Here is a 21,434-nt window from a genome sequence, read left to right as displayed (position 1 = left end):
CTCCGGCTGTGTGGGCGCTGTCGTGGCAGGCAGCGCCGAACCCTGTTTGCACAGGCACAAAAAACCGGGCGCAAGAAACTTGGGCCCGGTGACTGATTGTACCGGCCGCCGTGCAATCGGCTTTGTTCATGACGACAGGGGGGTTTCTACAATCGTGCCAATGCATTCCTCCCTCTCTTCTTCGCCGCTGCTCGCGGGTCTGAACCCCGAGCAGCTCGTCGCCGTCACCCTGCCCGCGGGCCATGCGCTGATCCTGGCCGGCGCGGGCTCGGGCAAGACGCGCGTGCTGACCACGCGCATCGCCTGGCTGCTGCAGCATGGCCATGCCACGCCCGGCGGCATCCTGGCCGTCACCTTCACCAACAAGGCGGCCAAGGAGATGCTGACGCGCCTGTCGGCCATGCTGCCCGTCAACGTGCGCGGTATGTGGATTGGCACCTTCCACGGCCTGTGCAACCGGCTGCTGCGCGCGCATCACAAGTTGGCGGGTCTGCCGCAGACCTTCCAGATTCTGGACACGCAGGATCAACTCTCGGCCGTCAAGCGGCTGTGCAAGCAGTTCAACGTGGACGAGGAGCGCTTTCCGCCCAAGCAGCTGGCGTACTTCATCGCCGGCTGCAAGGAGGAGGGCCTGCGCCCGCGCGACGTGCAGGCGCATGACGCCGACACGCGCAAGAAGGTGGAGTTGTACCAGCTGTACGAGGAGCAATGCCAGCGCGAGGGCGTGGTGGATTTTGGCGAGCTGATGCTGCGCAGCTTCGAGCTGCTGCGTGACAACGACCCGGTGCGCATGCACTACCAGCGGCGCTTTGCGCACATCCTGGTGGACGAGTTCCAGGACACGAACAAGCTGCAGTACGCCTGGCTCAAGCAGCTGGCGGGCGACGTGGTGGACGGGCGTCTCGTCACCCAGGGCAGCGTCATCGCCGTGGGCGACGACGACCAGAGCATCTATGCCTTCCGCGGCGCGCGCGTGGGCAATATGCAGGACTTCGTGCGCGAGTTCGCCGTAGAGCGACAGATCAAGCTGGAGCAGAACTACCGCAGCTACAGCAATATCCTGGATTCGGCCAATGCGCTGATCGCCCACAACAGCCGGCGCTTAGGGAAAAACCTGCGCACCACGCAGGGCCCGGGCGAGCCCGTGCGCGTGTACGAGGCGTCCAGCGACATCGCCGAGGCGCAGTGGCTGGTCGATGAGATCAAGCAGCTGGTGCAGGGCGGCGCCATGGCGCGCAGCGAGATTGCCGTGCTCTACCGCAGCAATGCGCAAAGCCGCGTGATCGAATCCACGCTGTTCAATGCCGGCGTGCCCTACCGCGTGTACGGCGGCCTGCGTTTCTTTGAGCGCGCCGAGATCAAGCACGCCCTGGCCTACCTGCGCCTGCTGGAGAACCCGCACGACGACACCAGCTTCATGCGCGTGGTCAACTTCCCCGCACGCGGCATCGGTGCGCGCACGCTGGAGGTGCTGCAGGATGCGGCGCACGCCAGCGGCTGCTCGCTGCACGACGCGGTGAGCGCCGTGCCTGGCAAGGCGGGCGCCAACCTGGGCGCCTTCGTGGCCATGGTGGATGTGCTGCGCGAGCAGACGCAGGGCCAGAACCTGCGCACCATCATTGGCCAGGTGCTCGAAGCCAGCGGCCTGCTGGAGCACTACCGCAACGAGAAGGAAGGCGCCGACCGGCTGGAGAACCTGGACGAGCTCATCAGCGCCGCCGAGAGCTTCGTCACCCAGGAGGGCTTTGGCCGCGACGCCGTGGCCCTGCCGATCGATGAAACCGGCGCGCCGCTCACGCAAGGTCCGGCCAGCCAGGGGCTGGACCCGAACCAGCCGCTGTTGCAGCAGCCCATGGTGGACGTGGACACGGGCGAGACCCTGTCGCCGCTGGCGGCCTTTTTGACGCACGCGGCGCTGGAGGCCGGCGACAACCAGGCCCAGGCCGGGCAGGATGCGGTGCAGCTCATGACCGTACACGCCAGCAAGGGCCTGGAGTTCGACTGCGTGTTCATCGGCGGGCTGGAGGAGGGCCTGTTCCCGCACGAGAACGCCATGAGCGACCAGGGCGGTCTGGAAGAGGAGCGGCGCCTGATGTACGTGGCCATCACTCGCGCCAGAAAACGCCTGTACCTGAGCCACGCCCAGACGCGCCTGCTGCATGGCCAGACACGCTACAACGTCAAGAGCCGGTTCTTAGATGAGCTGCCCGAGGAAGCGCTCAAGTGGCTCACGCCCAAGCAGCAGGGTTTTGGCACTTTTGCTCCAAATAAAGGAGCTGTTGGCGCTTATGGGTCGGGCGCTGGAGGTCGATTTGGCTTCAAGTCTGAAAGCTTTGCCAGCCCGCCTGTGCCGCCCCAGAAGCAGACCCCTTCGCACGGATTGCGCGCGGGCCTGGCGGTGTTCCACACCAAGTTCGGCGAGGGCAAGGTGCTGGCCATCGAAGGCTCGGGCGACGACGCGCGCGCTCAGGTGCACTTTCCGCGCCACGGCACCAAGTGGCTGGCGCTGTCGGTGGCCAAGCTCACCGTGGTGGAGTGAGGTCCGCGGGCCTTGGGCCCCGCATGGTGGTTGGCGCCCGCGACGCATGCACCGTGACATCGTCAAAGTGTCATGCATGCGTCACGGCGGTGCAACATGAAGCATTCAGCATCGCAGGACTTTGATTGCCCACTACGGAGTCCAACGGTCCATGAATACCACGATCGCTTCTGAGTACGACGACAACGAGATCGTCAATCATTCGTCCAACCTGCATATGGATAGCATTCTGGCCGCGCGCCTGAGCCGTCGCAGTGCCCTCAAGGGTGGCGTCGGCGCCACCACCACAGCGCTGTTGGGCGGCGTGGGCCTGAGCGCCTGTGGCGGCGGCAGCGACGATGATCACGTCACTCCCGACGAGCCGGTCCGTCTCAACTTCAGTGCCGTGGCCAAGACCAGTGCGGACCTGGTGACGGTGCCCGAGGGCTACCAGGTCAGCATCCTGCATGCGCTGGGCGACCCGATGCACTATGGCGACGAGTCCTGGAAGGACAATGGCTCCGAGACTGCCGAGTCCTACGACCGGCGCATCGGCGACGGCCATGACGGCATGTACTACTTCGGCATGTCCGACGATGGCAAGTTCGACGCCAGCCGCTCCGACCGCGGCCTGCTGTGCGTGAACCACGAGTATGTGGTGGCCCCCTACGGCCTGCACCCCACGGGCCGGATCACGGTGGACGGCAAGCGCCCGGCCGACCAGGTCGAGAAGGAAATCCGCGCGCATGGCGCCAGCGTGGTCGAGGTCAAGCGCAAGACCGGCAGCAACGAGATGGAGATGGTGCGCGGCTCCAGGTACAACCGCCGCATCACCTCGGCCACGCCGATGGACTTTGGCGGCCCGGCCGCAGGCAATGCCAAGCTGTTCAACAAGCTCTCGCCGGACGGCAGGCAGGCCTTCGGCATGAACAACAACTGCGCCAACGGCTACACGCCCTGGGGCACCTACCTGACCTGCGAGGAAAACTTCCTGAACGTCATCGGCCGCGCCGCCGGCGACGATGCCAAGCGCAGCGCCGCTGAGATCGTGGCCCTCAAGCGTTACGGCCTGCCGGAAAACCGCAAGAGCCCCTATCTGTGGGATACCGCTGACGGCGAGCAGTACGAGCGCTGGAACAGCAAGGTCAGCGGCGCAACGGCTGCCGACGACCATCGCAACAGCTTCAATACGTTCGGCTGGGTCGTCGAGATCGACCCCTTCCGCCCCGAAAGCAAGCCCGTCAAGCGCACGGCATTGGGCCGCTTCAACCACGAGGGCGCATGGCCTGCGCCGGCCAAGGCGGGTGAGCCTATCGTGATCTACTCGGGCGACGACGCACGCAACGAGTATGTCTACAAGTACGTGTCCGACGCCAAGTGGGATCCGAAGGACATCAACGGCGGCACCGCCGCTGGCGCCAAGTATCTGGACAAGGGCACGCTGTATGTCGCCAAGTTCAACAACGACGGCACCGGTGAATGGCTGGAACTGACCTTCGGCAAGAACGGCATCGACGCGGGCAACGCGCTGTACCCGTTCGCCGACCAGGCCGACGTGGTGATGCACTGCCGCCTGGCCGCCGACTTCCGCGGCGCGACCAAGATGGATCGTCCCGAGTGGGGTGGCGTGAACCCGTTGAACAACGAGGTTTACATGACCATGACCAACAATTCGCAGCGCACCGCCGCCACGCTGAACGCCGCCAACCCGCGCGTGGGCAACACCAACGGCCACATCATCCGCTGGAAGGAAGAGGGCGGCCAGGCAGCTAGCAAGTTCCAGTGGGACGTGTACCTGTTCGGTGCCCGCGTGGACGAAAAGCAGAGCCAGAACCTGTCGGGCCTGACCGCGGTGAACGACTTCTCCAGCCCCGACGGCCTGTACTTTGACCAGCGCTCGGGCAACGCCGGTGGCCTGCTGTGGATCCAGACCGACGACGGCTCCTACACCGACGTGACCAACTGCATGATGCTCGCCGCCATTCCCGGCAAGGTGGGCGACGGCGGCAAGGTCACCACCAAGGACGGCCAGGCCACCATCATGGGTGCCAAGCCCACCGAGGCCAACGTGCGCCGCTTCCTGGTCGGTCCGTTCGACTGCGAGATCACGGGGGTGGTGAGCACGCCCGATGGCAAGACGCTGTTCTTCAACGTGCAGCACCCGGGCGAGGACACGGCCGATTTCGCCACCAACACCTTCACCAGCCACTGGCCCGGCAACCAGCCGGGAATCAGCAGCAGCCACAAGGGCCACAAGCGTCCGCGCTCGGCCACCGTGGTGGTGACGCGCAAGGACGGCGGCACGATCGCCATCTGACTGCGCGAGGCAGGCTCCAGCCGCCCACTGCGGCTCGCTGGTTGGCAGCACGGCTGTGTCCAGTGATCTGAGCGCGCGTTCCGGCTGGGGCTGCCTTCGCGTGACAGGGGTCAAGTTCCCAGGCCTGCTGCACCCTTGATAATCTCCGCTTGTCGTTCTCAATTCAGGGCAAGCAATCCGATGGGTGAATGGCGATCTTGGGAGGATGCGCCGTTGCGGCGCCTGGGACTGGCGCTGTGTGCTGCCTGGCTGGCGGCGTTGTCGCCGGCCCTGGCATGCGAGGGTGGCGACCATGTGCGCCTGACACAGCCCGTGGAGATCGAGGCCCAGGAGCTGGCCGCGTTTCGTGCCATGGCGCCGCTGCGCGTGCTGTCGGTCGATGCGCCGCCGATGGCGCGCTACGACAGGCGCAAGGACCAGCACTCGGGCATTGGCGTGGATGTGCTGTGTTTCATCACCCAGCGTCTCGGCTTGCGCTACGAAATCCTGCAGCCGCAGGATTTGACCGTAGCTGAAAAAATCCGGCAGGTGCAGGACGGCAGGGCGGATGTTCTGATACCGCTGAGCGAGAACGCCGAGCGTGCCGAGCGGGGCCTCTTCACTCGGCCGTTTTATGAAAGCCACTACGCCGTCATTGCGCGCAAGGGCTGGCGCCCGGAGATCCGCGGCATGGCCGATCTGGCGCCATTTCGCGTGGGCGTGATCAAGGGCGTGGCGTTCGAGGCCCTCCTCAACGAGGTGGTTGCAGCAGATCGCCTGATGGCCTTTGACGACATATCCAGTGCGGGCCTGTTCCAGGCCCTGCGCAATGGCGTCGTCGATGTGGCCGTGTTCAGCAAGAGCATTTTTGACGAGAAGCGCTACCTGCACGAGTACTTTGACCTGGAGGTCGTCCACACCCTGCACGATGCCCCTCGTGCCTACGGTTTTTATTTCAACCCGTCGCCAAGCAACCAGCGCATCGTGCAAGCCTTCAATCGCCACCTGGCGGTGCTGGACCTGTCCGGGGCGGTGGCGGCGCATGAGGACGGCGAGCGCCAGTTCATCGAACGCTATGTGGCACAGCGCAGCCAGCACCTGTTTTGGCAAATGGCCGTCGGGGCTGCCGTTTTGCTGGTGCTGGTGCTGTTCCTGGCGCTGCGCAGATACCACCGCATGTTGCTTCGGCTGGCGCAGAGCAACGAACAAATCCTGCTCCAGCAGCACGCGCTGGAGCAGGCCAACCAGGAACTGCGAAAGCTCAGCCAGACCGATGGCCTGACGGGGCTGGCCAACCGCCGCCAGTTTGACCATGCGCTGCTGCGCGAGCATGCGCGCCAGCAGCGCACGGGCTCGCCGCTGAGCCTGTTGATGACCGACCTGGATCACTTCAAGTACGTCAATGACCACTATGGCCACGCGATTGGCGACGACTATCTGCGAACCGTGGCCCGCGTGCTGCAGACCTCGGTGCCCCGCGTCACCGACCTGGCGGCACGCTATGGCGGCGAGGAGTTCATTTGCCTGCTGCCCGATACCTCGGCCGAGGACGCCCATATGCTGGCCGAACGCATACGCCAGGGCGTGTCCGAGCTGGGCCTGCCCAATGCGCTGGCCGATGGCGGGCGGCTCACGGTCAGCGTAGGCGTGGCCACGCTGGAGGGCGGCCACAGCAGCGCGGCGCAGCTGCTGGCCCAGGCCGACGAGCAGCTGTATGCCGCCAAGCGCGCGGGGCGTGACCGGGTGCATGGCGTGGTGCTGCGGTAGCAGCACCGCAGCAGCACCGCAGCAGTGACGAATCAGTCAGGGGAAGGCTGGGGCGGCTCGGCCTGAGCGCCGGCTTGTTCAGGCGGCTCGAAGCTGTCGCGGAAGGTGAATACCACCGAGGTCAGGAACATGGCGGCCAGCATCATGGCCGTGGCCACCATGGTGCCGCCGGCCATGGCTGCGCCCAGGCCTATCGCGGCCAGCAGCGTCACCAGCAGGCTGATGACCAGGCCCGCGGCCAGAAATACGCCCAGCCACGACAGGCCATACACGGTAAAGGCGCCAAAATTGCGCCAGCAGGCCACGATGCTGAAGAACAGCGCCTTCACGGGCGGCACGTTGTGCCAGTGCACCAGGCCGGGCGCGTGCCAGAACAGCAGCGACAGCGGCACGTACAAGAACAGCGACAGCCACATGGCAGCCTGGAAGTCGCCGGCCTCGGCCATCTCGCGCGTGAGCGGCGCGCCGCCCAGGTACACCTGTGCAAACTGGCCGCCGTCGATGAGCGCCGACAGCGCCATCACGCCCAGAAAGCCCAGCGCATAGAGCGCGCCCAGCGTCATCATGGCGTGCAGGCGCTGTTTGCCCGTGCGAAAGGCCACCAGCAGCAGGGCTGGCGTGGGCGTGCGGCCCTGGCTGGCCTCGGCGGCCGCCACCATCATGGCCAGCGTGGCCGAGGGCAGCAGCGACAGGGCCACGGCCGGGCCGACCAGCGGCAGCATGGTGGCCAGCGACATGGCGGCCATGGTCATGAAAAACAGCGCGGCCAGGGCCATGGGCTGGCGCCAGAACACGGTGATGCCCTGGCGTACCCATTCCAGGCCCGTGCGCGCGGGGACGATGTGCAGTTTCATGGTGCGGCGACTGTACCCCAGGGGAGAGTGGCTCTTTCCGGCCGGACGATCAGAGATGTATGGGGTGCTGCACGCGTTCGCGCAGCACGCGCTCGAAATGCGTGGGATCGTGGGGCTTGAGCATGCTGGCCTCGCGCGGCAGGTAGAAGTCCCACAGGCGCGAGATCCAGAAGCGCAGCGCGCCGGCGCGCAGCATGGCCGGCAGCAGTTCGCGCTCGGCGGCGGTGAGCGGGCGCACGGCCTGGTAGGCAGCCAGCATGGCGGCGGCGCGCGCGCCGTCGTGGCGGCCCGTGGGCAGATCCACGCACCAGTCGTTCAGGCACACGGCCAGGTCGAACAGCCAGCTGTCCACGCCGGCGAAATAGAAGTCGAAGCAGCCCGTGAGCTCCTCGCCCTCGAACATCACGTTGTCGCGGAACAGGTCGGCGTGGATGGGGCCGCGCGGCAGCGCCGCGTAGGCGCTGGATGCCGCCACATGATTCTGGTAGGCCAGCTCGGATTGCAGCAGGGCGGCCTGCTCGGCGCCTATGTGCGGCAGCACCACGGGCACCGTCTCGTTCCACCACGGCAAGGCCCGCAGGTTGGGCTGCTGGCGCTCGTAGTCGCGCGCCGCCAGGTGCATGCGCGCCAGCAGGCTGCCTACCGCCGCGCAGTGCGGGGCCTGTGGCGCCAGCTGGCTCTTGCCGCGCAGCTTGGTGGCCAGGGCCGCGGGCTTGCCGGCCACGCGGTGCAGGATCTCGCCGTACTTGTCGGCCTGCGGGTCGGGCACGGGAATGCCGGCATGCGCCAGATGCTTCATCAGGTGCAGGTAGAACGGCAACTGCTCGGCGCTCAGGCGCTCGAACAGCGTGAGCACATATTCGCCCTCTTCGCTGGTCAGGAAATAGTTGGTGTTCTCTATGCCGCCCTCGATGCCGCGCAGGGTGAGCAGCTTGCCCAGCTGCAGGCGGCGCAGCAGCTCGCGCGCCTCTTTGGTGGAGACTTCGGTGAAAACGGCCATGGGTCAGCGGGAAAACAGGCGGTAAAAGCGTGGATCGGGCGCTCGCAGGGCGGCGCCGAAGGCGGGGTTCAGAACTTGCGCAAATTCCACACGCGTGGTGCGGTCACGGAGTCGGCGTCGTTGAAGCTGCCGGGCCTGGCGCGTGCGCCGTCGTTGGACTGTACCTCGTAGGCGGGCATGGGCGTGCCGGTCTTGGGCTGCACGGTGATGCTTTGCGTCTGGCCGCCCACGCGCAGTTCATCGACGCGGCTGCCGGCATCCTCGACCACGATGCGCTGCACGCGCTGATCGTGCCGGTCATCCGTCTTTTGCTCGTTTATTGATAGCTGTGCACGCTCGCCAGTATTGGGTTGCTGCGGGTTTTGGCTCGTATTTTGGGCCAGGGCAGGGGCGCTGGCCAGGGCCAGCAGCAAAAAGGAATGAACGGCGCGCATGGCGCCGATTGTAGGTCTTGGGAGCGTGCGGCTTCAGCGCTGCGCCGGGCAACTGCCGGCCGTGCAGGCCACGGTGTACTGGGCGATGAAGCTGCGGAAGTTCTTGCCCAGCCTGCCCATCTCGGCGCACACCTCGCCGCGTGCGTCGAAGGCAAAGCCCTGGGTGCCCGTGGCGTTGAGCAGTTCCACGCGGTTCAGGCCCAGGCCGGCAAACTGCTGCGGCTCATGCCACTGTCTGGCGCAGATGTTGTGAAAGATGAAGGTGTCGTACACCGCCTCGCTGAGCTCGGGCTTGTTCACCTGCGCGCGCAGCACGCCGCCGTTGAACTGCGCCGTCGTGACGCCGCCGGACTTGATGGACTTGTGCAGCAGCGGCGGCACATTCTTGAATCCGGTGTCGGCCAGGGTCAGGGTGGAGGCGGCGAGGGCCAGCAGTGCAACGAGGTATTTCATAAGGCGATTAAGCGAGGGGGGTGAGGTGCAGTGGTCTTGTGGCGCAACCTTTTAGGACTGCAATTGTGCCGGCTTTGACGCCGGCTTATGTGCACAATCGCCCCATGAGCGACATCAAAACCCTGGTGCTAGTCGATGGTTCCAGCTACCTCTACCGCGCCTTCCATGCCATGCCCGACCTGCGCGCCGTGCCGGGCGATCCCAAGAGCGCGGCCACGGGGGCGATACGCGGCATGATCAACATGCTGCAGGCGCTGAAGAAAGAGGTGCCTGCCGACTACGCGGCCTGCGTGTTCGATGCGCCCGGCCCCACCTTCCGCGACGACATCTACGCCGAGTACAAGGCCAACCGCTCCCCCATGCCGGACGACCTGCGCGCGCAGATCGCGCCCATCCACGAGGTGGTGCGCCTCTTAGGCTGGCCGGTGCTGGCGATTGCCGGCGTGGAGGCCGACGACGTGATCGGCACCCTGGCCCGGGCCGCGGCCGGCCAGGGGCTGCGCGTGGTCATCTCCAGCGGCGACAAGGACCTGAGCCAGCTGGTCGACGAGCGCATCACCATCATCGACACCATGAACGGCAAGCGCCGCGACGTGGCCGGCGTGACGGCGGAGTTCGGCGTGCCGCCCGCGCTGATGGTGGACTTCCAGACCCTGGTGGGCGACACCGTGGACAACGTGCCGGGCGTGCCCAAGGTGGGCCCCAAGACCGCCGCCAAGTGGCTCGCGGAATACGGCTCGCTCGATGCGCTCGTCGCCAACGCCGGCGCCATCAAGGGCGTGGCCGGCGAGAACCTGCGCGGCGCGCTGGACTGGCTGCCCACGGCGCGCCGGCTCGTCACCATCAAGACCGACTGCGACCTGGGCGACCATGTGGCGGGTCTGCCTGCTATGGATGCCATAGCTGTTGGCGCAGAGCAGACAGGCGATTTAGCCGATTTTTATCAAAAATACGGTTTCAAGAGCCTGGCCCGTGCGCTGCAGCCCGAGGGCGAGGCGGCCAGCGGCGACCTGTTCGCCCAGCCCGACGCCAGCGCCGTCGCCGCCCAGGCCCAGCAGCGCGCCGTGGCCTACGACATCATCCTGACCTGGGAGCAGCTCGACGACTGGCTGGCGCGCCTGAAGGCCGCGCCGCTCGCGGCCATCGACACCGAGACCACCTCGCTCGACGAGCTGCGCGCCGAGATCGTCGGCATTTCCTTCAGCGTGGAGCCCGGCGCCGCCGCCTACATACCGCTGGCGCACAACGGCCCCGACGCGCCGCCGCAGCTGCCTTTGCCGGAGGTGCTGGCGCGCCTGAAACCCTGGCTGGAAGACCCCGCCTGCCTGAAGCTCGGGCAGCACATCAAGTACGACCGCCATGTGCTGGCCAACCATGGCATACAGGTACGCGGCTACGCGCACGACACCATGCTGCAGAGCTATGTGCTGGAGGTGCACAAGCCCCATGGCCTGGCCAGCCTGGCCGAGCGCCACACGGGCCGCAGCGGCATCAGCTACGAAGACCTGTGCGGCAAGGGCGCCAAGCAGATACCGTTCTCGCAGGTGCCGGTGGACAAGGCCGCGGCCTATTCCTGCGAGGACTCGGACCAGACGCTGGACGTGCACCGCGTGCTCTGGCCGCAGCTAGCGGCCGACGAGAAGCTGCGCGCCATCTACGAGCTGGAGATCGCCTGCAGCGAGACGCTGTTTCGCATCGAGCGCAACGGCGTGCTCATCGACGCCCAGCAGCTCGCCAGCCAGAGCCATGCGCTGGGCCAGCGCATCCTGCAGCTGGAACAAGAGGCCTACGCCATCGCCGGCCAGCCGTTCAATCTGGGCAGTCCCAAGCAGCTCGGCGAGATCTTCTTCGACAAGCTCGGCATGCCCGTGGTCAAGAAGACCGCCACCGGCGCGCGCAGCACCGACGAGGAGGTGCTGGAAAAGCTCGCCGAGGACTACCCGCTGCCCGCCAAGCTGCTGGAGCACCGCAGCCTGTCCAAGCTCAAGGGCACCTATACCGACAAGCTCAGCGCTTTGGCCGACCCGCGCACCGGCCGCGTGCACACGCATTACGCCCAGGCGGTGGCCGTCACGGGCCGGCTGTCGAGCAACGAGCCCAACCTGCAGAACATCCCCATCCGCACGCCCGAGGGCCGGCGCGTGCGCGAGGCCTTCGTGGCCCCGCCGGGCCGCGTCATCGCCAGCTGCGACTACAGCCAGATCGAGCTGCGCATCATGGCCCACATCAGCGGCGACGCGGCCCTGCTCGCGGCCTTCCACGACGGCCTGGACGTGCACCGCGCCACGGCCTCCGAGGTCTTCGGCGTGGCGCTGGACCAGGTGACGAGTGAGCAGCGCCGCTATGCCAAGACCATCAACTTCGGCCTGATCTACGGCATGAGCAGCTACGGCCTGGCCAAGAGCCTTGGCATAGACAACACCGCGGCCAAGAACTACATCGACCGCTACTTCCAGCGCTACCCCGGCGTGTGGCAGTACATGCAGGACACCAAGGCCCAGGCCAAGGCGCAAGGCTATGTGCAGACCGTGTTTGGCCGGCGCCTGTACCTGCCCGAGATCAACTCCCCCAACGGCCCGCGCCGCAGCGCGGCCGAGCGCGCCGCCATCAACGCGCCCATGCAAGGCACGGCCGCCGACCTGATCAAGAAGGCCATGGTGGCCGTGCAGGCCGAGCTGGACGCGCACAAGAGCGAGGTGCTGATGATCATGCAGGTGCACGACGAACTGGTGTTCGAGCTGCCCGCGTCCGATGTGGACTGGCTGCGCCTTGAGGTGCCGCGCCTGATGGCCGGCGTGGCCGAACTGAAGGTGCCGCTGCTGGCCGAGGTGGGCGTGGGGCCGAATTGGGAACAGGCGCATTGAGGGCGCACTGAGAGCGCATTTGGCGACCTGCAAATCCGGCAAAAGGGTCAATGTAACTACAAAATGAGATTACAATAAAACCTCGATGGAACTTGAATGGGATGCCGGCAAAGCGGCACAAAACCTGCAAAAACACCGCGTTTCCTTCGAGGATGCCGCGCTTGTTTTTTACGACGCCGGGCGGATCGAAGCCTACGACGGACGCGAGGACTACGGCGAAGATCGTTGGGCCACGATTGGCCTTGCTTACTCCGCCGTCCTGTATGTGGTCTACACCGTCCGACACGAGGACGCCATCCGCCTCATCTCTGCAAGGAAAGCCAATGCCAACGAAAGACAGCAATACCGTGAAGCGAACGCTTGACCTGAAAAAGCCACCCGTCCTGAGCGCCGGGCAGAAGGCCCGGCTGGATGCCGTGGCCGCCATGCCGGATGAGCAGATCGACTACAGCGACGCGCCCAGCTTGCCAGATGCCGTCTGGATGAAGGCAGCGGCGGAGCTGCCCCACACCAAGCAGCAAATCACGCTGCGCATTGATACCGAAGTGTTGGAGTTCTTCAGGCACACGGGCAAGCGTTATCAGTCCCGCATCAATGCCGTGCTGCGCTCCTACGTTGAGGCGCATAAGACACACGCGAAATGAGCGGCAGCGACAGGCGGCCTGAGCTTGAGTCCCTCGTGTGGCACGACAAAAAGCAGGGGCTCGCACGGCGGCTCACCCCCGCCGTGCGCATGGGGCTGTCGATCGCCGTGGCCACGGGGCTGTACGGCATCTCGTTTGGCGCGCTGGCCGTCGCCGCGGGCCTGAGCGTGGCCCAGGCCATGGCGCTGAGCCTGCTGATGTTCACCGGCGGCTCGCAGTTCGCCTTCATCGGCGTGATCGCGGGCGGCGGCGCGGCGTCGGCCGCCGTGGGCGCGGCCACGCTGCTGGGTGTGCGCAACGCGGTCTATGGCATGCAGATGCAGCGGCTGCTGGCGCCGCGCGGCCGGTGGCGCTGGTGCATGGCGCAGCTGACCATCGACGAATCGGCCGCCACCGCCCTGGCGCAGCAGGCGCCCGACGAGCAGCGCCGCGGCTTCTGGACCGCCGGCGTCGGCGTTTTCGTGCTGTGGAATGCATTCACGCTGCTCGGCGCGCTGCTGGGCGACGCGCTGGGCGACCCGCGCCGCTTCGGGCTCGACGGCGCGGCCGTGGCGGCGTTCCTGGGCCTGCTGTGGCCGCGCCTGCAGGCGCGCGAGCCGATCGTGCTGGCGTTGGCCTGCGGCCTGGTGACCGCGCTGGCCATCCCGCTGGTCCCGCCGGGCCTGCCCATCCTGCTGGCGGCCGCCGTGGGCGCCGCCTGGGGCTGGCTGCGGCCCGCGCCGCCGGCGGCCGGGGAGGGGCATCCGTCATGACCTTGTGGGCGGCCATCCTGCTGGCCTGCGCCTGCGCCTTTGCCACCAAGCTGGCGGGCTACGCGGTGCCGGCGCGCTGGCTGCACAGCCCGCGCATGCACCGCGTGGCCGGCGCGCTGACCGTGGCGCTGCTGGCATCGCTCACGGTAATGAACACGTTTGCCAGCGGGGCGGCGCTGGTGCTGGATGCGCGCCTGGCGGCCCTGGCCGTGGCGGCGCTGGCGCTGTGGGCGCGGCTGCCGTTCCTGCTGGTGGTGGTGCTGGGCGCGGCGGCTGCGGCAGCCTTGCGCTGGTGGGGCTGAGGCGGCCTTGCGCAAGGCCATTTGCTGGGCCAAGCATTCGATAGGCGATCAAGTAGTGATATCTATTGATTGGCCCTTACAGGGCATGCGATGTACGCGGAGCCCGTCATCCCCGCGAAGGCGGGGATCCAAGTGCAACCCAAGCCGTTGATGCGTCGTTGCTGTGGATCCCCGCCTTCGCGGGGATGACGGTGGTTTCCTCTTCAACAGAAAACGCTACTTGAGCCATGAGAAAGCTGATCAGTCGCCCATGTCGTACCGCAGGCCCAGATAGGCCTGGCGAATGAAGGCCTGAAAGCTAGGGTTGAACACGTCGCCGTGATCCTCAATGATTTCGCCCGTGGTTTGCATCACCCAGAACGGATTGCCTACTGGCTGCCATTGCGGCCTCATCTTGATGTGCAAGCCGTCGCAGAGGTAGTCATCTTTTCCGAAAAGCATGCGCCCTTTCATTTTGATGTAGTCCGATTCGGCACGGAGATGCTGGGTTCGCTCCATGTCTGTCGCTTCAGCTTGTAAGGACTTGGGGGCGGCGGCGCAGGTGCTATTGCACTTGGGGTCGTCCTCGGTGCAGCGGCTCAAGATATGGGTCGTGTAGCGCTCATTGTGGCCGACCGTATGGATGTTCGCGATGCGCTCATCGCCGGGGTCGCTTTCGAAAATCGTGTTGAACGTGCGCGCGAGGGGGAAAAATGTCTTGGTTGCCTGGTCTGCGGTAGACGTGGCGGTGATCACCATGGGCCATTGATCGTCATGAATGCATTTGGAGCGCATGGCCTTCCACAGGGCCTCGTACCGCGTGCCCTCGTAGGCGGGGTTGACCATGATCACCAGGTCGCTGGTGCGAGAGAAAAAGTCGCGATTCTTCGGGCAATCCTGTTCACCGCCCGCCGCGTCCCGGTGGTTGGCGGCGCTTCTGATGAACTCGCCGCTCAACGCCTCGTACATGATGAGGCCGCCGAAGGAGTGGCCTATGGAGAGCATGCGCAGGCGCTTGCTGTCGCGTGCGCCCGTCTTGTACCGCAGCACGCCAAGACGCGCGAAAAGCTCGCGCACGGAGCCCTGTGCCACTTTCTCGGCCGTGTTCTTCCGATCCCAGAAAGTCAATTCCTTTAACCCGGACAGCGTAATGGAGTCGCCGCGCCAACCTACATACAGCCCCACCACGCGCCGTCCGCCATTCATGGTTTCCAGGTCGTTGAAGTCGCGCAGCATGACCCTGAAGTCCCTCAGTTTGTCGTTGTTCGCAGAGGCGTCGTTATGCCATCCATGGATGAAAAGAACCAGAGAGATACCCTCTTGCCTGTGTTTCTCGACCAGGCGGTTCAACTGCTGGAACAGCTGGTCGAGGTGATCCGGACGGCCATCTCGCACCTTCGATGACCCTTGTATCCAGCCCTGGTCGTCGAACTCGATGAACAGCAGGTCGTAGGCCTGGCGCTCCTCCACCGCGCGCAGCCAGCAATCGCTTTCCGGGTATGCAATGGCGTCGCCTTTTTGCGCCGGGGCTTCGTAGATGGCCTGGCAATCAGGTGCTTCCTTGAAACCTTCGGTGCGGACGGGGATCCTCGAGGCGCAGGCCGAAAGCATGAGTGCCGACAGGACTGCGCCAATGGCGAAAGCTATTCTCATGACTGCTCCACGGAAACGGTGTATTCGAATTCGCGTCTTTGGCTGGCCGCATCGGGCTTTGCGTGGCTACTGCGCCCGCGCATATGGCTAAATGCGCCGGCATGCCCCATGCAACCTGCGCCGCCTTCTTGACGCCAGGGCCAGGCCCGCGATACCTATACCGAGCAGTGCCAGGCTGCCCGGCTCCGGCACGGTGCCGGCAAAGGATTCGGGGGTCAGCAGGTAGGCGCGGCCATTCACCCCATTGGCAATGATCTGGCCGGAGTTGTTGATGCTGCGTGCCTCATGCAAAGTGGTGCCAAATCCGGGTGCCAGCAGGCTGTTGAGGTCATGCATGGTGCCGTCGGTATAAAGGAAGGGATACCAACCGGGGGCGCCGATGGCCAAGAAGGAACCTATGACTTGACCGCTGTCGTTGATGCCCACGCCAAAGCTGTTGCCGCCGCCCAGGGCACCCAGATCGGTCATCGTGCCTGCCGAATACAGGAAGGCGTGGGCGGCGGCGTTGCCGGCGGTGAAAGCCTGGCCGGTGACTTGGCCGCTGTTGTTGATGCCAAAACCACTGCTGCTATCGCCGCCCAGGGTGCCCAGGTCGATCATGGTGCCCGCCGAATACAGGAAGGCGTGGTTTGCGGCGTTGCCGGCGGTGGAGGCTTCGCCGGTGACCTGGCCGCTATCGTTGATGCCCACGCCATAGCTGTTGCCGCCGCCCAGGGTGCCCAGGTCGATCATGGTGCCTGCCGAATACAGGAAGGCGTGGGTTGCGGCGTTGCCGGCGATGGAGGAAACGCCCGTGACCTGGCCGCTGTCGTTGATGCTCCAGCCGTAGCTGTAGCTGCCGCCCAGGGTGCCCAGGTCGGTCATGGTGCCCGCCGAATACAGGAAGGCGTGGGCGGCGGCGTTGCCGGCGGTGAAAGCCAGGCCGGTGACTTGGCCGCTGTTGTTGATGCCATAACCACTGCTGCTATCGCCGCCCAGGGTGCCCAGGTCGGTCATGGCGCCCGCCGAATACAGGAAGGCGTGGGTTGCGGCGTTGCCGGCGATGGAGGAAACGCCCGTGACCTGGCCGCTGTCGTTGATGCTCCAGCCGTAGCTGTAGCTGCCGCCCAGGGTGCCCAGGTCGACCGCCGTATAGACCGGCACGGACAGGGCGAGTGCGGGCAAGCAGGCCGCGGCCAGCAGGCCCAGGCGGAGCACGAACCGTTTCAGTTTCAGCATAGGGCCTCCATGGAGCAGTGACGGTGGAGCGCAGGGGCGCAGATGGGGCCCCCAGTGTCGGGCGGCCGCGGGCTCGGCGCCATGGGCAAAATTGACCATGGGCCGGCAGCAGTCGCGCGGCGCCGATGCCAACCACTAGCGCAGCAGTGCCCCCAGCCGCACCAGCTCGGACTGGCGGCTGCAGCCCATCTTGCGCATCAGGGCGGCGATCTGGTTGCGCACGGTGTGCTGCGCCAGCCCCGCGACGCTGGCATATTCATTGGGCGCATGGCCGCTGACCAGGGCCGCCAGCACCCGGCCCTCGGCGGGGGGCAGGCCGAAGTGGGCGCACAGCTCCTCCACGTCGGGCTGGGCAAAGGCGCTGTTCCTGCGCAGGCGGGCAAAGAGGGTGTTTTCAGACCCCAGCCTGAGCGAGGCGTGCGCCGGCCCTATGTCCAGCCGCAGGGCCTCGCCCCAGCCGGCGGGCACGGCGAGCGTGGCGCCGCGGCCGGTATGGGCCACCTGCTCCAGGGCCAGGCGCAGGCGCCGCGCCACCACGGGGTTGGCGTGGGTGAGTGTGCCATCGCGGGGGCAGAGCATGTGCGCGCCGCGCAGCCATTCGGCGGCCAGGGGCGACAGCCGCCACACCAGGCCGCGCCGCGTCGCCAGAAAGCTCGCCTCGCCAAAGCCCGCCAGCGTGGCTTCTATCGCGTCCAGGCGTGCGTGCACGGCCTTGCGGCGCTGGCTGAAGGCATGCGCCAAGGCCTGGGTGTACTGGGTCAGCGCCTGCTGCGCCATGCCCGAGCGTGTCCTGGGTTGCGCCGTGCTTCTTTGAAAGCTGAAGCCGGCTTTCGCGAACCCATCGTTTGCGACGACGAGTGCCAGCACCTGGCCGATGCGGTGTTTGCCAAAGTAGTCCGCGTGGAAGGCAAGGCCCTGGCCCTGGTTGTGTGTGAAGTGGGGTGGGGGGAGGGGGGTGGGGGAAGCTGCAGGCTGTCGAACCATGTGCCCGGGGGCGCATCGAGCGCGGGCTTGACCAGGGGGTCGAGGGCGTGGAAATGATCCCGGTACTCGCGCTCGGCTGCGGTGTCGATGCCGGTTTGCTCCAGCATCCATAGATCCTGGTCTGGGCCAAACATCAAGAAACTGCCTGCATCGGCCCCTATGAAATCCCGTGCCGTAGCCAGGATGTCGTGCCACGGTGGCGTGGGTGCGGCCAGCTGCTGCAATGCATCCATGGCTCTTTGGAACGCAACGATGTTGTTCATGGCTCCTACCCCCGGGCGGCATTGCTTTTGACTATCGGTATTTGGATGGGCGTTGTCAATCCAGGTGCGGCGCTTTCGTGCTGTGGAACGCGTTCATGCTGCGCGGCGCTGGTGCGGATGTTGTGATGTAAGTCCTGGTTTTCAGTGCGCTGGCGCCAGCGTGGACTGGGGCCAGCGCCGGTTGGACGCCAGCGAGACGATGGTGGCGAGCAATTGCTCGTACACCTTGGTCGCCGCGATCGACATCGGCAAGGTGGCCGAGCGGCAGGCGTAGATGGAGCGGGACATCGCCGGGCGGACGATGGATAGCGCCAGCAGTTGCCGGGCCGCCAGCAGATCACTGACGGCCGCAAACGACAAGATCGTCGAGCCGATGCCCGCGGCCACCAGGGCCAGCATTTCGTGGATGGTGTTGACCTCGACCACGATGCGAGGCGCTGCGCCGGCCTTGGCCATATAGGCGTCGATCACGCGGCGCAGGCTTTGCGCCGTGGTGGGCAGCACCATCGGAAACCGCGCCGCGTCTTGCAGGGCCATGTGGGCGGCGTCGCCGGTCGAGCCGTCCCGGTACTGCGCCAGCTGCTGCGCCGTGGTAACGAACACCAGCTCCTCCTGCAGCACATGCATGAAGCGCATGCGCGCGTCGTCTTCCGTGCCAAAGGTCATGCCGATGTCCACCAGGCCGTGCAGCAGCTGCTGCGGGATGTAGCCCGAGCTCATCTCCACCATCTGCAGCTGGATCATGGGCCACTGGCGCACCACCGCCTGCACCAGCGGCACGGTCACGAACTTGGCCACCGATTGCGGCAGCGCGATCGCCACCCGGCCGCTGGGCTGGTCTACCGCCTGGCGCACGTCGTCGTAGGCCACGTCCACGCGCCGCAGGATTTCCACCGCATGGCCCAGCAGGCGCTCGCCCACGGCCGTCAGCACCACGCCGCGCGGATGCCGGTCGAACAGTGCCGCGCCCAGCTGCTCCTCCAGTTGCTTGATCTGCACGCTCAGCGCAGGCTGGGCGATGTGCAGGCTGTGCGCTGCCGACGAGATCGAGCCGGCCGAGGCGACCGTGACAAAGCTGCGCAAGGCGCGAAGGTCAAGGCGCATGGCCGGCGTGAAAGAGTGTCTTGCCCATATTTTTTCATTATGCGTGAGATAAGAAACATGTCTTTGTCAAATATCTCCCGGGCACGCAGACTGCAGCCATCGTGATTCGAGAGATGCTTTTCAAGGAGATGGCTATGCATCAAGTGACGCGCTGGGCCTGGGTGGCGGCAGTCTTGGCCGCAACCCTGTCTTTGCAGGCGGCAGCGCAATCGGGCGCCGGAAAAACAACCACACTGGTCGTGCCCTTTGCCGCGGCCGGTCCGACGGACTTCATCGCGCGCCTGCTGGCCCGGCCGCTGGGGCGCGAGCTGGGCACGCAGGTCATCATCGACAACCGTCCGGGCGCCAGCGGCAATATCGGTGCCAAGCAGGTCATGGCGTCCAAGCCCGACGGGCTGACCCTGGTGCATACGACGATCGCCATGCAGGCCATCAACCCGCTGATGTATCCGGACCAGGACTTCAATCCCGCGCGCGACCTGGTGCCGGTGGGCATTACCGGCGCCCTGCCGAATGTGCTGGTCGTCCATCCCTCATCGGGCATCAAGACCCTTGCCGAACTGGTCGCCAAGGGCAAGCAAAAGAATGCGCAGCTGAATTTCGCGACCTTCGGGCCGGGAAGCTCGCCGCATTTCTACGGCACGCTGTTTGGAAAGGCGACCCAGGTCGCCGCCGAGCCCATTGCCTATAAGGGCAGCGGTGATGCGGCCAAGGACATGCTGGCCGGTCGCATCGACTACATGTTCGACAGCATGACGACCGCGATTGCGAATGTGAAGGCCGAGAAGCTCGTGGCGCTGGCGATCACCTCGCCCCAGCGCTCGCCGCTGCTGCCCGATGTGCCCACGCTCAAGGAGCTGGGCTATGGCACGGCGGATGTGAACTTCTGGCTGATGCTGCAGGTGCCCGCCAAGACACCGCCCGAGATGGTGAAGGGGCTGCGCCAGGCCGTGTCCAAGGCGGTGCAGGACCCCGAGTACAAGCAGAACGTCGCGGCCCGCGGGGTTGACAACCTCTACGTGGCGCCCGACAAGCTTGATGCCTTCGTCGCCAGCGAAACCAGGAAATGGCGCGACACCGCGCTGTCCATCGGCATCAAGGCCGAATAAGGCAGACGCGCAGTGCAGGAGAGACCTATGCAGCCGCTACGGGGAATGAAGGTGGTCGATCTGACCAAGGTGCTGGCCGGGCCGCTGTGCGGCCAATACCTGGGCGAGTATGGCGCCGACGTGATCAAGGTGGAGACCGTGGACGGGGACGACACGCGCCGCTGGCTGCCCCAGACGCAGGGAGAGTCGGCGATCTTCGTCGCCGTCAACCACAACAAGCGCAGCATCGCGGTCGACCTGAAGTCGCAGCAGGGCCGCGAAATCGTCCAGCGCCTGGTCAAGGACGCCGACATCGTGCTGCAGGGCTTTGGCGGCGGCACGGCAAAAAAACTGGGGGTGGACTACGAGACGCTGTCCGCGCTGAATGAGCGGCTGATCTACTGCGAAATCTCGGGCTACGGGCGCAATGGCCCCCTGGGCAGCGCTCCCGGCTACGACGTGATGCTGCAGGCCTTCAGCGGCATGCTCAGCACCATGGGCCAGCCCGGTGGCGACTATGCGCGCGCGAGCTTTTCGCCCGTGGACATAGGCTCGGCGATGAATGCGCTCAGCGGGGTGCTGGCGGCGGTGATCGAGCGCGGGCGCAGCGGCAAGGGGGTGTACCTGGAGGTGTCGCTGCTCGATACCGCTTTAGGCTTCATGACCTATATGGCGCAAAGCTATTGGCAGACCGGCATCAACCCCAGGCCGATGGGCACGGCCCACCCGTCGATGGTTCCCTACCAGGCGTTTGACGCACAGGATGGCGCCATCATGCTGGGCGCGGGCAATGATGCGCAGTGGCGGCGCTTTTGCGTCGTGGCGGATCTGCAGGACTGGGTGGAGCATCCGGACTTTGCGACCAACGCCCTGCGTGTGGCCAACCACGAGAAGGTGGTGGCGCTGCTCAGGCCCGTGATGAAACGCAAGACCGTCGCCCAGTGGATGGCCTGCCTGGAGCAGGCCAGCGTCCCCTGTTCGCCCATCCATACGCTGGGCCAGGCGCTGGCCCACCCGCAGGTGCAGGCCCGCGCCATCGTCGCCGAGACGCAGCACCCCGTGCTCGGGCGGGTGCGCAACATTGGCCATCCGGTGCAGTTCCAGCATCGGCCGCGCAGCGCCTCGCGCCCCGCGCCCTTGCTGGGCGAGCACACGCAGGAGATCCTGCGGCAGCTCGGTTATGACGCGCAGTACATCGCCGGCCTGGCGCAGCAGGGCGTGGTCGGGGCCGGGCAGTCAAATGAGTCTCAGGTTTGAAGCA

General features: G+C 66.1%; 19 protein-coding genes. 10 read left to right on the top strand and 9 right to left on the bottom strand.

Annotation, left to right across the window (positions count from 1 at the left end):
• Positions 1 to 160 precede the first annotated feature (160 nt).
• The 3 genes from P7644_RS15545 to P7644_RS15535 all read left to right on the top strand — a co-directional run bounded on the left by P7644_RS15545 (position 161) and on the right by P7644_RS15535 (position 6,581).
• A complete protein-coding gene (locus tag P7644_RS15545) occupies positions 161 to 2,539 on the top strand; it encodes a UvrD-helicase domain-containing protein (protein ID WP_404300150.1) in 2,379 nt (792 codons plus the stop codon).
• Between the two features lie 151 nt (positions 2,540 to 2,690).
• Positions 2,691 to 4,835, top strand: a complete 2,145-nt coding sequence (locus P7644_RS15540) for a PhoX family protein (protein ID WP_404300149.1) — start codon at positions 2,691 to 2,693, stop codon at positions 4,833 to 4,835.
• Between the two features lie 213 nt (positions 4,836 to 5,048).
• Entirely contained in the window at positions 5,049 to 6,581 is a 1,533-nt protein-coding gene (locus P7644_RS15535; RefSeq protein WP_404300148.1) for a diguanylate cyclase, read from the top strand.
• 32 nt (positions 6,582 to 6,613) lie between these two features.
• Here the strand turns inward: P7644_RS15535 and P7644_RS15530 are convergent, their stop codons facing one another.
• The 4 genes from P7644_RS15530 to P7644_RS15515 all read right to left on the bottom strand — a co-directional run bounded on the left by P7644_RS15530 (position 6,614) and on the right by P7644_RS15515 (position 9,322).
• Entirely contained in the window at positions 6,614 to 7,435 is an 822-nt protein-coding gene (locus P7644_RS15530; RefSeq protein ID WP_404300147.1) for a BPSS1780 family membrane protein, read from the bottom strand.
• A gap of 49 nt (positions 7,436 to 7,484) precedes the next feature.
• Positions 7,485 to 8,435 (bottom strand): homoserine kinase, encoded by a 951-nt coding sequence (locus tag P7644_RS15525; protein ID WP_404300146.1) that lies wholly within the window; start codon positions 8,433 to 8,435, stop codon positions 7,485 to 7,487.
• 68 nt (positions 8,436 to 8,503) lie between these two features.
• Positions 8,504 to 8,869: a hypothetical protein gene (locus P7644_RS15520; RefSeq protein ID WP_404300145.1), complete on the bottom strand. Its 366-nt coding sequence runs from the start codon at positions 8,867 to 8,869 to the stop codon at positions 8,504 to 8,506.
• Between the two features lie 33 nt (positions 8,870 to 8,902).
• Positions 8,903 to 9,322: a hypothetical protein gene (locus tag P7644_RS15515; protein WP_404300144.1), complete on the bottom strand. Its 420-nt coding sequence runs from the start codon at positions 9,320 to 9,322 to the stop codon at positions 8,903 to 8,905.
• Positions 9,323 to 9,426: 104 nt separating this feature from the next.
• Here P7644_RS15515 and polA point away from each other — a divergent pair, with 104 nt between their 5' ends.
• From polA to P7644_RS15490, 5 genes are all read left to right on the top strand, one after another.
• A complete protein-coding gene (polA, locus tag P7644_RS15510) occupies positions 9,427 to 12,186 on the top strand; it encodes a DNA polymerase I (protein WP_404300143.1) in 2,760 nt (919 codons plus the stop codon).
• A gap of 85 nt (positions 12,187 to 12,271) precedes the next feature.
• On the top strand, positions 12,272 to 12,550 hold the full coding sequence (locus tag P7644_RS15505; protein WP_404300142.1) for a BrnT family toxin: 279 nt from the start codon (positions 12,272 to 12,274) through the stop codon (positions 12,548 to 12,550).
• On the top strand, positions 12,510 to 12,830 hold the full coding sequence (locus P7644_RS15500; protein WP_404300141.1) for a BrnA antitoxin family protein: 321 nt from the start codon (positions 12,510 to 12,512) through the stop codon (positions 12,828 to 12,830). The genes P7644_RS15505 and P7644_RS15500 overlap by 41 nt, the downstream gene beginning before the upstream one ends.
• 35 nt (positions 12,831 to 12,865) lie before the next feature.
• Entirely contained in the window at positions 12,866 to 13,582 is a 717-nt protein-coding gene (locus P7644_RS15495) for an AzlC family ABC transporter permease (protein WP_404300140.1), read from the top strand.
• Positions 13,579 to 13,884 carry an AzlD domain-containing protein gene (locus P7644_RS15490; RefSeq protein WP_404300139.1) on the top strand — a complete coding sequence of 102 codons (306 nt, stop codon included), beginning with the start codon at positions 13,579 to 13,581 and terminating at the stop codon, positions 13,882 to 13,884. Before P7644_RS15495 ends, P7644_RS15490 begins: the two co-directional genes overlap by 4 nt.
• 240 nt (positions 13,885 to 14,124) lie before the next feature.
• Here P7644_RS15490 and P7644_RS15485 read toward each other — a convergent pair whose 3' ends face one another.
• The 5 genes from P7644_RS15485 to P7644_RS15465 all read right to left on the bottom strand — a co-directional run bounded on the left by P7644_RS15485 (position 14,125) and on the right by P7644_RS15465 (position 19,085).
• Entirely contained in the window at positions 14,125 to 15,516 is a 1,392-nt protein-coding gene (locus P7644_RS15485; RefSeq protein ID WP_404300138.1) for a hypothetical protein, read from the bottom strand.
• A gap of 87 nt (positions 15,517 to 15,603) precedes the next feature.
• Positions 15,604 to 16,734, bottom strand: a complete 1,131-nt coding sequence (locus P7644_RS15480; RefSeq protein ID WP_404300137.1) for a PEP-CTERM sorting domain-containing protein — start codon at positions 16,732 to 16,734, stop codon at positions 15,604 to 15,606.
• A gap of 135 nt (positions 16,735 to 16,869) precedes the next feature.
• The gene (locus tag P7644_RS15475; protein ID WP_404300136.1) at positions 16,870 to 17,511 is read right to left on the bottom strand and encodes a helix-turn-helix transcriptional regulator; all 642 of its coding nucleotides are present in this window, start codon (positions 17,509 to 17,511) and stop codon (positions 16,870 to 16,872) included.
• On the bottom strand, positions 17,493 to 17,981 hold the full coding sequence (locus tag P7644_RS15470) for a hypothetical protein (RefSeq protein WP_404300135.1): 489 nt from the start codon (positions 17,979 to 17,981) through the stop codon (positions 17,493 to 17,495). Before P7644_RS15470 ends, P7644_RS15475 begins: the two co-directional genes overlap by 19 nt.
• Before the next feature lie 141 nt (positions 17,982 to 18,122).
• Positions 18,123 to 19,085 (bottom strand): LysR family transcriptional regulator, encoded by a 963-nt coding sequence (locus P7644_RS15465; RefSeq protein ID WP_404300134.1) that lies wholly within the window; start codon positions 19,083 to 19,085, stop codon positions 18,123 to 18,125.
• A 134-nt stretch (positions 19,086 to 19,219) separates the two neighbouring features.
• On the opposite strand from P7644_RS15465, the gene P7644_RS15460 reads away from it, so the two are divergent.
• Complete coding sequence (locus P7644_RS15460) at positions 19,220 to 20,194, top strand: Bug family tripartite tricarboxylate transporter substrate binding protein (protein ID WP_404300133.1); 975 nt, start codon at positions 19,220 to 19,222, stop codon at positions 20,192 to 20,194.
• Between the two features lie 27 nt (positions 20,195 to 20,221).
• Positions 20,222 to 21,430 carry a CaiB/BaiF CoA transferase family protein gene (locus tag P7644_RS15455; protein WP_404300132.1) on the top strand — a complete coding sequence of 403 codons (1,209 nt, stop codon included), beginning with the start codon at positions 20,222 to 20,224 and terminating at the stop codon, positions 21,428 to 21,430.
• The last annotated feature ends 4 nt before the right edge of the window (positions 21,431 to 21,434 follow it).

Source organism: Alicycliphilus denitrificans, assembly GCF_044792555.1.
GTDB lineage: Bacteria > Pseudomonadota > Gammaproteobacteria > Burkholderiales > Burkholderiaceae_C > Alicycliphilus > Alicycliphilus denitrificans_A.
This window is presented reverse-complemented; position numbering and strand designations above follow the sequence as displayed.

Coding starts and splice junctions, on each gene's coding strand:
- P7644_RS15545 (WP_404300150.1), top strand. CDS start 161: ATGCATTCCTCCCTCTCTTCTTCGCCGCTGCTCGCGGGTCTGAACCCC.
- P7644_RS15540 (WP_404300149.1), top strand. CDS start 2,691: ATGAATACCACGATCGCTTCTGAGTACGACGACAACGAGATCGTCAAT.
- P7644_RS15530 (WP_404300147.1), bottom strand. CDS start 7,435: ATGAAACTGCACATCGTCCCCGCGCGCACGGGCCTGGAATGGGTACGC.
- P7644_RS15525 (WP_404300146.1), bottom strand. CDS start 8,435: ATGGCCGTTTTCACCGAAGTCTCCACCAAAGAGGCGCGCGAGCTGCTG.
- P7644_RS15520 (WP_404300145.1), bottom strand. CDS start 8,869: ATGCGCGCCGTTCATTCCTTTTTGCTGCTGGCCCTGGCCAGCGCCCCT.
- P7644_RS15515 (WP_404300144.1), bottom strand. CDS start 9,322: ATGAAATACCTCGTTGCACTGCTGGCCCTCGCCGCCTCCACCCTGACC.
- polA (WP_404300143.1), top strand. CDS start 9,427: ATGAGCGACATCAAAACCCTGGTGCTAGTCGATGGTTCCAGCTACCTC.
- P7644_RS15505 (WP_404300142.1), top strand. CDS start 12,272: ATGGAACTTGAATGGGATGCCGGCAAAGCGGCACAAAACCTGCAAAAA.
- P7644_RS15500 (WP_404300141.1), top strand. CDS start 12,510: ATGCCAACGAAAGACAGCAATACCGTGAAGCGAACGCTTGACCTGAAA.
- P7644_RS15490 (WP_404300139.1), top strand. CDS start 13,579: ATGACCTTGTGGGCGGCCATCCTGCTGGCCTGCGCCTGCGCCTTTGCC.
- P7644_RS15485 (WP_404300138.1), bottom strand. CDS start 15,516: ATGAGAATAGCTTTCGCCATTGGCGCAGTCCTGTCGGCACTCATGCTT.
- P7644_RS15480 (WP_404300137.1), bottom strand. CDS start 16,734: ATGCTGAAACTGAAACGGTTCGTGCTCCGCCTGGGCCTGCTGGCCGCG.
- P7644_RS15475 (WP_404300136.1), bottom strand. CDS start 17,511: ATGGCGCAGCAGGCGCTGACCCAGTACACCCAGGCCTTGGCGCATGCC.
- P7644_RS15470 (WP_404300135.1), bottom strand. CDS start 17,981: ATGAACAACATCGTTGCGTTCCAAAGAGCCATGGATGCATTGCAGCAG.
- P7644_RS15465 (WP_404300134.1), bottom strand. CDS start 19,085: ATGCGCCTTGACCTTCGCGCCTTGCGCAGCTTTGTCACGGTCGCCTCG.
- P7644_RS15460 (WP_404300133.1), top strand. CDS start 19,220: ATGCATCAAGTGACGCGCTGGGCCTGGGTGGCGGCAGTCTTGGCCGCA.
- P7644_RS15455 (WP_404300132.1), top strand. CDS start 20,222: ATGCAGCCGCTACGGGGAATGAAGGTGGTCGATCTGACCAAGGTGCTG.